This is a genomic window from Streptomyces sp. NPDC003077 (assembly GCF_040611095.1).
GTDB lineage: Bacteria > Actinomycetota > Actinomycetes > Streptomycetales > Streptomycetaceae > Streptomyces.
Genome location: NZ_JBEXNM010000124.1, coordinates 3,880 through 11,493, shown reverse-complemented (window position 1 = coordinate 11,493; position 7,614 = coordinate 3,880). Strand labels below are relative to the sequence as shown.

General features: G+C 73.6%; 5 protein-coding genes. 4 read left to right on the top strand and 1 reads right to left on the bottom strand.

The window, feature by feature from the left end:
- Positions 1-1,823: sialidase family protein (locus tag ABZX96_RS37420; protein ID WP_355553941.1), on the top strand; the 1,823-nt coding region annotated here is incomplete at its 5' end.
- 223 nt (positions 1,824-2,046) lie between these two features.
- The gene (locus ABZX96_RS37415) at positions 2,047-3,060 is read left to right on the top strand and encodes a zinc-binding alcohol dehydrogenase family protein (RefSeq protein WP_355553944.1); all 1,014 of its coding nucleotides are present in this window, start codon (positions 2,047-2,049) and stop codon (positions 3,058-3,060) included.
- Between the two features lie 29 nt (positions 3,061-3,089).
- Here ABZX96_RS37415 and ABZX96_RS37410 read toward each other — a convergent pair whose 3' ends face one another.
- Positions 3,090-4,211, bottom strand: a complete 1,122-nt coding sequence (locus tag ABZX96_RS37410) for a bile acid:sodium symporter family protein (protein ID WP_355553938.1) — start codon at positions 4,209-4,211, stop codon at positions 3,090-3,092.
- A gap of 215 nt (positions 4,212-4,426) precedes the next feature.
- Here ABZX96_RS37410 and ABZX96_RS37405 point away from each other — a divergent pair, with 215 nt between their 5' ends.
- Both ABZX96_RS37405 and ABZX96_RS37400 read left to right on the top strand, forming a co-directional pair.
- On the top strand, positions 4,427-5,290 hold the full coding sequence (locus ABZX96_RS37405; RefSeq protein ID WP_355553936.1) for a LysR substrate-binding domain-containing protein: 864 nt from the start codon (positions 4,427-4,429) through the stop codon (positions 5,288-5,290).
- A gap of 256 nt (positions 5,291-5,546) precedes the next feature.
- Entirely contained in the window at positions 5,547-7,373 is a 1,827-nt protein-coding gene (locus ABZX96_RS37400; RefSeq protein WP_355553933.1) for a long-chain fatty acid--CoA ligase, read from the top strand.
- Positions 7,374-7,614: the final 241 nt, after the last annotated feature.

The window sequence follows — 7,614 nt, the reverse complement described above, 5'->3', positions numbered from 1 at the left end:
CGCCGACCGCCCGGTCGGCGACGCCGGGTTTCGACCAGCAGGTGCTGTTCAAGGCCGCGCAGGAGAAGGGGTACGCCTGCTTCCGCATCCCGGCGATCGTGAAGTCCGCCCGCGGCACGCTGCTGGCCTTCGCCGAGGGCCGGGTGCGCAACTGCGGGGACGCCGCGGACATCGACCTCGTCGTCAAGCGCTCCACCGACGGCGGCCGGACCTGGGGCCCCCTCCAGGTCGTCAACGAGGGCAACGGCGACACCCGCGGCAACCCGGCCCCGGTGGTGGACCGCCGCACCGGCCGCATCCTGCTCGCCGAGACGTACAACAAGGGGCGCACGGACGCGCAGGGCTGCGACGTGCCGTGCGACCGGACGCCGCACCTCCAGTACAGCGACGACGACGGCGCGACCTGGTCGGAACCCGAGGACCTGACCGAGGACCTCCGTCCGCCGCACTGGAACTCCTGGTACGCCACCGGTCCCGTGCACGGCGTCCAGCTCACCCGGGGGCGGCATGCGGGCCGTCTCGTCTTCACCGTCAACGCCGAGAGCTACGCGGGCGGCCGGATAACGGCCAACCACGGCGCCTTGATGTACAGCGACGACGGCGGCGACTCCTGGGAGGTCGGCGCGGTGGACAGCTGGCCGACGGCCGCGGACGGCACCTTCCGGCAGAAGCCGTCCGAGATGTCCCTCGTGGAGCGGGCCGACGGTTCGCTGTACGTCAGCGCGCGCGAGCAGGACGGTACGGACCTGGGGCATCGCACGGCGGCGGTCAGCCGGGACGGCGGGGAGTCCTTCGACGGGCCGTTCCGCGCGCTCCCGGACCTGTACGCGCCGATGGTGCAGGGCTCGGTGCTGCGGCTGCGGTCGCGCGCCCAGGACGGGTACAGCCGGTTGCTGCTGGCCGTGCCCGCCGACCCGGACCGGCGGCGGACCATGACCATCCGTTCCTCGTACGACGAGGGCCGCACGTGGGAGGGGGTGGACCGGGGCGCCCGCGTCACCACCGACTGGTCCGGATACTCCGATCTGGTGAACATCTCGCACGAGGAGACCGGGCTGCTCTACGAGGGCGGGGCGGTGGACGCCCGGGACGAGATCCGCTTCGCGCGGTTCACCGAGGAGTGGCTGGGCCCGCGCCGGGCGCCGGACCCGAGGACCCCGGACCGGGCGGCCCACGCCGGGCCCGCGCTGGTGCTGGGCGGCGCCCGGCCCGTCGAGGGGCGCTTCGGGCGGGCGCTGGCCTTCGACGGCGTGGACGACGCGGTCCGCCTGCCGTACCGCTCCTCGCTGCGGCTGGGGGACGGCGATTTCACCTGCTCGCTGTGGTTCCGCTACCAGGCCACCGCCGGGGAGCAGCCGTTCCTGTGGATGGGCGGGGTGGGCACCAGGTCCCCGCAGGTCGCGTTGCGCGGCGATCCGCGGGCGGGCCGCGTCTCCGCCCACATCACCGCCGTCCGGGGCGCCTCCCCGCCCGCCACCGCCCAGGTCCACACCACCACCGGGGCCTACGACGACGGCGCCTGGCACCACCTCGCCCTGCGCCGGAGCGGGGGACGGCTCACGCTCACCGTGGACGGCACGGCGACCACCAGCGCGCCCGACGTCCCCGGCTCGGTCAGCCGGAACTCGGTCTTCGGGGTGCATCTGGGCCAGAAGGTGGACAGCCGCTCGCACCTCACGGGGGCGCTGGACGACGTCCGGGTGTACGGGCGGGCGCTGGACGACGCGGAGTTGGAGCGGGTGCGGACGGACGGCGCGTCCGTGGACGGCCCGGCGGTGCTGCGGCTGCCGCTGGACGGGGTGCGGCCGGCGGCGCGCGACTGAGCCCGGCGGGCGCGGGCGGGGGCCACCCGCCCCGGCCCGCGCCCGCCCGGTCCTCGTCCGACCGGTCCTCGTCCGACCGGTGATGCGCCGCTCTCCCCGGGCGAAGTCACCCGGTATGCCCCATACAGGAAGTATGACGGATACCTCAGGGGCCACGCAGCCCAATGGAACGAACGGAATGAACAGCACGAACGGCGCGGGGACGCGTGACCACGGCCGCACCATGCGGGCCGTGGCCTACCGCGAGAGCCTGCCGATCGAGGACCCCGGCAGCCTCCAGGACATCGCGCTGCCGGTGCCCGAGCCGGAGCCACGCGACCTGCTGGTCCGGGTGGAGGCGATCAGCGTCAACCCGGTGGACACCAAGGTCCGCCGGAGCACCGACCCCGGCGGGGAGCCGAAGGTGCTGGGCTGGGACGCGGCGGGCACAGTGGTCGCGGTCGGCTCCGAGGTACGGCTCTTCGCGATCGGGGACGAGGTGTACTACTCGGGCGCGGTCGACCGGCCCGGGGCGAACTCCCGGTTCCACGCCGTGGACGAACGGCTGGTGGCGCTCAAGCCGGTCACCCTCTCGTTCGCGCAGGCCGCCGCCCTGCCGCTGACCGCGATCACCGCCTGGGAGTGCCTGTTCGAACGCCTGGGGCTGCGCCGTGACGGGATGGAGCAGGACGGGGCGCTGCTGGTGACCGCCGCGGCCGGCGGCGTCGGGTCCATCGCGCTGCAACTGGCCCGCGCGCTCACCAGCCTCACCCTGATCGGCACCGCCTCCCGCCCGGAGACCGCCGCCTGGGCCCGCGAGATGGGCGCCCACCACGTCGTCAACCACCACGAACCGCTGGCGGAGCAGTTGGCCGCGGTCGCCCCCGGCCGCCTCGACTACGTCCTCAGCGCCGCCGCCACCGTCCGGAACGCGCCGGTCTACGCCCAGGCGCTCAACCCCTTCGGGCAGGTCGTCGCCATCGACGACTTCGACTCCCTGGAGGACATCACCCTGTACCAGACGAAGAGCCTGTCCTTCCACCGTGAGTTCATGTTCACCCGCTCGCTGTTCCGCACGGCGGACATGGAGCGGCAGCGCCACCTGCTGACCCAGGTGGCCCGCCTGGTGGACGCGGGCGCCGTCACCACGACCGCGACCCAGGACCTCGGTCCGGTCAACGCGGCCAACCTGCGCAAGGCCCACGCGCTGCTGGAGTCCGGGAGCGCGATCGGCAAGACGACGCTGACCGGTTTCTGAGGGCCGGGCGCCCGCCCTGTCCTCCGCGCCTACCCGCGCGGCGACCCGGCCCCGGCGGTGCCCCGCGCGGTGTTCGAGGCGCCGTCCGCGCCGTCGTCGGCGCTCGTCGCGGAGGAAGGCCCGGACGAAGGAGCGGACGAAGACCCTGCCGAAGACCCGGCCGCAGGCCCGGACGCGTCGGCCCGGGCCGCGAAGCGCTTGGCCAGGACCGCGCAGACCATCAGCTGCATCTGGTGGAAGAGCATCAGCGGCAGCACCGCCAGGCTCGCCTCGGCGCCGAACAGGACCGTGGCCATCGGCAGCCCCGCGGCCAGGCTCTTCTTGGAGCCGGCGAAGACGATCGCGATGCGGTCCGCGCGCGGGAAGCCGAGCTTCCGGGACCCGTACGAAGTCAGGGTGAGCATCACCGCCAGCAGTACGGCCTCCACGCCCAGCAGCGCCAGCAGCCGCCAGGGGGAGAGCTGGTGCCAGGTGCCCGCGACCACGCCGGCGCTGAAGGCGGTGTAGACGACGAAGAGGATGGAGCTCCGGTCGACGTAGCCCAGGACGCGCTTGTGGCGGGTGACGAAGCCGCCGATCCAGCGGCGCAGCAGTTGCCCGGCCAGGAAGGGCACGAGGAGTTTGAGGACGATCGACACCAGCGAGTCGGCGTCGAACCCGCCCGCGTCCCCGTCCAGCAGCAGCCCCGTCAGCACCGGTGTGAGGACGACGCCGAGCAGGCTGGAGAACGAGCCCGCGCAGATCGCCGCCGCGACGTTGCCGCGGGCGATGGAGGTGAAGGCGATGGAGGACTGCACGGTGGAGGGGACCAGGCACAGGAAGAGGAAGCCGCTGTAGAGGGCGGGCGTCAGTACGTAGGGGACGAGTCCGCGGGCGGCCAGGCCGAGCAGCGGGAAGACCACGAACGTGCAGGCCAGCACCGTCAGGTGCAGCCGCCAGCTCTTGATGCCGGCCATCGCCTCCTGGGTGGACAGCCGGGCGCCGTACAGGAAGAACAGCAGGGCGACGGCGCCGGTGGACGCGTCCTCCGCGACGGCGGCGCCCGTTCCGCGGGCGGGGAGGAAGGCGGCCACGACGACCGTCGCGATCAGGGCCAGGATGAAACCGTCCACGGGGAGCCAGGCGGGGAGTTTGAGCTGAGGGCGGCGCATGTTCTCTCTTCGCTTCGTTTCGGTGGCTCTGGGCGTGGCATGGACGGTGCCCTCTCCAGAGTGCCCCCACCAGCGCAAATCGAAAACCCCTCTGACCGCGCTCACTGTTATTCGAAAACGTGATGACTGGCCGGGCCGGTCGCTGCCGCTGCCGCTGCCCTGCCGCCTCCCCCGGCCGCGCATGCCCCGGCCCCCGCCGCATTAAGGTGACGTCCGTGTTCGACCCCGCGCAGCTGCGCAGTTTCCTGGCCGTGGCGCAGACCCTGAGCTTCACGCAGGCCGCGCACCGCCTCGGCCTGCGGCAGTCCACCGTCAGCCAGCACGTCCGCAAGCTGGAGGAGGCGGCCGGGCGGCGGCTGCTCGCGCGGGACACGCACACCGTGCGGCTCACCGAGGACGGCGAGGCGATGCTCGGTTTCGCCCGGACGATCCTGGAGGCGAACGAGCGGGCCGCGCACTTCTTCACCGGGACCAGGCTGCGCGGGCGGCTGCGCTTCGGCGCGTCCGAGGACTTCGTCCTGACGCGGTTGCCCGAGGTGCTGGAGGACTTCCGGCGGGAGCACCCCGAAGTGGATCTCGAACTGACGGTCGAGCTGTCGGGCACCCTGCACGAACGGCTCGCGGCCGGCCGCCTGGATCTCGTCCTCGCCAAGCGCCGCCCCGAGGAGCCGCGCGGCCGGCTCGTCTGGCGCGACCGGCTGGTCTGGATCGGCAGCGACCGGCTGCGCCCCGACCCCGACCGCCCGCTCCCCCTCGTCCTCTTCCCGCCGCCCGCCGTGACGCGCGCCCGCGCGCTGGAGGCCCTGGAGCGGCAAGGGCGTCCCTGGCGCATCGCCTGCACCAGCGGCAGCCTCAACGGCCTGATCGCCGCCACCCGCGCCGGGCTGGGCGTGATGGCGCACACCCGCGGCATGATCCCGCCCGGCCTGGTCCGGATGCCCGCCCGCGCCGGACTGCCCGACCTCGGCGAGGTGGACTTCGTCCTCCTGCACGGGCCCCGGCAGGGCGCGGCGCGCGGTCCGGCCGAGGCGCTCGCCGAGGCCGTCCTGGCGGGCGGCGACCGGCTGCACCTGCCGTGACGGGCGGGGCGGACGCGCCCCGTGGGGTGCGCGCCGCCCTGCCGTGACTAGCGCGGTGGACACACCTCATGAGATACCCGCCGCCCTGCCGTGACGGGCACGGCGGACGCCCCAACTGGGAAGCCGCCGCCCCTTGATAGCGTGCTTCCGCCGGGGGCCCGGGGGCCCCGTCCGCTCCCGAAGTGCCTCTCCCGCCCGACGCCCCTGTTGGGGTACGGTCTCGGCCCTGTGTCGGGCACCACGAGGAGCTGGGTCATTGCACGAGATTTCCGTCCCTCCTCTGGCATCGGCGCCCTGGGTCGGCGGGCTGGCGGATGCCGTCTTCGAGTACGCGGAGGCCGAGCCCGAGCGGGTCGCGCTGGCGCGCAAGGACGCGGACGGCCGGTGGCGAAACGTCACGGCGGCCGAGTTCCGGGACGAGGTGCTCGCGTTGGCGAAGGGACTGCTCGCCCAGGGGATCCGCTTCGGGGACCGGGTGGGGATCATGTCCCGGACGCGGTACGAGTGGACGCTCTTCGACTTCGCGCTGTGGTCCGTGGGCGCGCAGCCCGTACCGCTGTACCCGACCTCGTCGGCGGAGCAGGTGTACTGGACGCTGCACGACGCGGGCGCCTCGGCCTGCCTGGTCGAGCACGAGGACCACGTGATGACCGTCGGTTCGGTCATCGACCGGCTGCCCCGGCTGACCCGCCTGTGGCAGCTCGACCGCGACCCGGTGGCCGAACTGTCCGACGCGGGCACGCACTTGGACGACGACGTGGTGCACCGGCACCGGCTCGCCGTCACCCCGGACGCCACCGCGACGGTCATCTACACGTCGGGCACCCTGGGGCGCCCCAAAGGCTGCGTCCTGACCCACGCCAACTTCATGGCCGAGACCGACAACCTCGTGCGGCGTTACGAGAAGACCTTCCACGCCGAGCCGGACGACGAGGCGTCCACCCTCCTCTTCCTCCCGCTGGCGCACGTCTTCGGCCGGATGGCGCAGGTCGCGGCGGTGCGCGGCCGGATCAAGCTCGGGCACCACCCGGAAATGGCGGCCTCGACCCTCCTCCCGGAACTCCGGGCCTTCCGGCCGACCTTCATCCTGGCCGTGCCCTACGTCTTCGAGAAGGTGCTCGCCACCGCCCGGCGCGCGGCGGAGGCGGACGGCAGACCGGAACCGTTCGAGCGGGCCGTGGACGTGGCCGTCCGGTACGCCGAGGCGCTGGAGCACAAGGCGTTCGGCAAGGGGCACGGCCCGGGCCCCGCCCTGCGGGTCCGCCACCAGCTCTTCGACAAGCCCGTCTACGCCCGCATCCGCGAGGTGCTGGGGGGCAGGGTGCGGCACGCCATGTCCGGCGGTTCGGGCATGGACCGCCGCCTGGGGCTGTTCTTCGCCGGCGCGGGCGTGACGATCCACGAGGGGTACGGCCTGACGGAGACCACGGCCGCCGCCACCGGCAACCCGCCCGAGCGCACCCGGTTCGGCACCGTCGGCGTCCCCATCCCCGGCACGTCCCTGCGCATCGCCCACGACGGCGAGGTGTGGCTGCGCGGCGGCCAGGTCTTCCAGGGCTACCTCAACAACCCGCGCGCCACCGCCGCCGTGCTGCACAACGGCTGGCTGGCCACCGGCGACCTCGGCACACTCGACGAGGACGGCTACCTCACGATCACCGGCCGCAAGAAGGACGTGCTGGTCACCTCGGGGGGCAAGACGCTGTCGCCGACGGTGCTGGAGGAGCGGGTCCGGGCCCATCCGCTGATCGCCCAGTGCATCGTCGTCGGCAACGACCGTCCGTACGTCTCCGCGCTGGTGACGCTGGACCCGGAAGCCGTCGGGCACTGGCTGTCGCTGCGCGGGAAGCCCGAGTTGCCCCCGACCGACCTGGTCCGCGACCCGGACCTGGAGAGCGAGATCCGGCGCGCGATCATGGCCGCCAACACGCTGGTGTCGCAGGCCGAGTCGATCCGCGCCTACCGCGTGCTGGCCCATCAGTTCACCTTGGAGAACGGGTTGCTGACCCCGTCGCTCAAGCTCCGGCGCCGGGCCATAGAGGAGGCGTACGCGGCGGAGGTGGAGGGGCTTTACCGGGGGTGAGGGCCGCCGGTCCGGCATGTGATGACCGCGCGGGGTGGTTGTCGCGGAGGGCCGGTGCGGGGTGGTCGTCACGGAGGGCCGGTGCCGAGTGGCCGTCACCGGCGGCCGGTGCCGGGTGGCCGTCACCGACGACCGGTGCCGAGTGGCCGTCACCGACGACCGGTGCCGAGTGGCCGTCACCGACGACCGGTGCCGAGTGGCCGTCACCGACGACCGGTGCCGAGTGGCCGTCACCGACGAA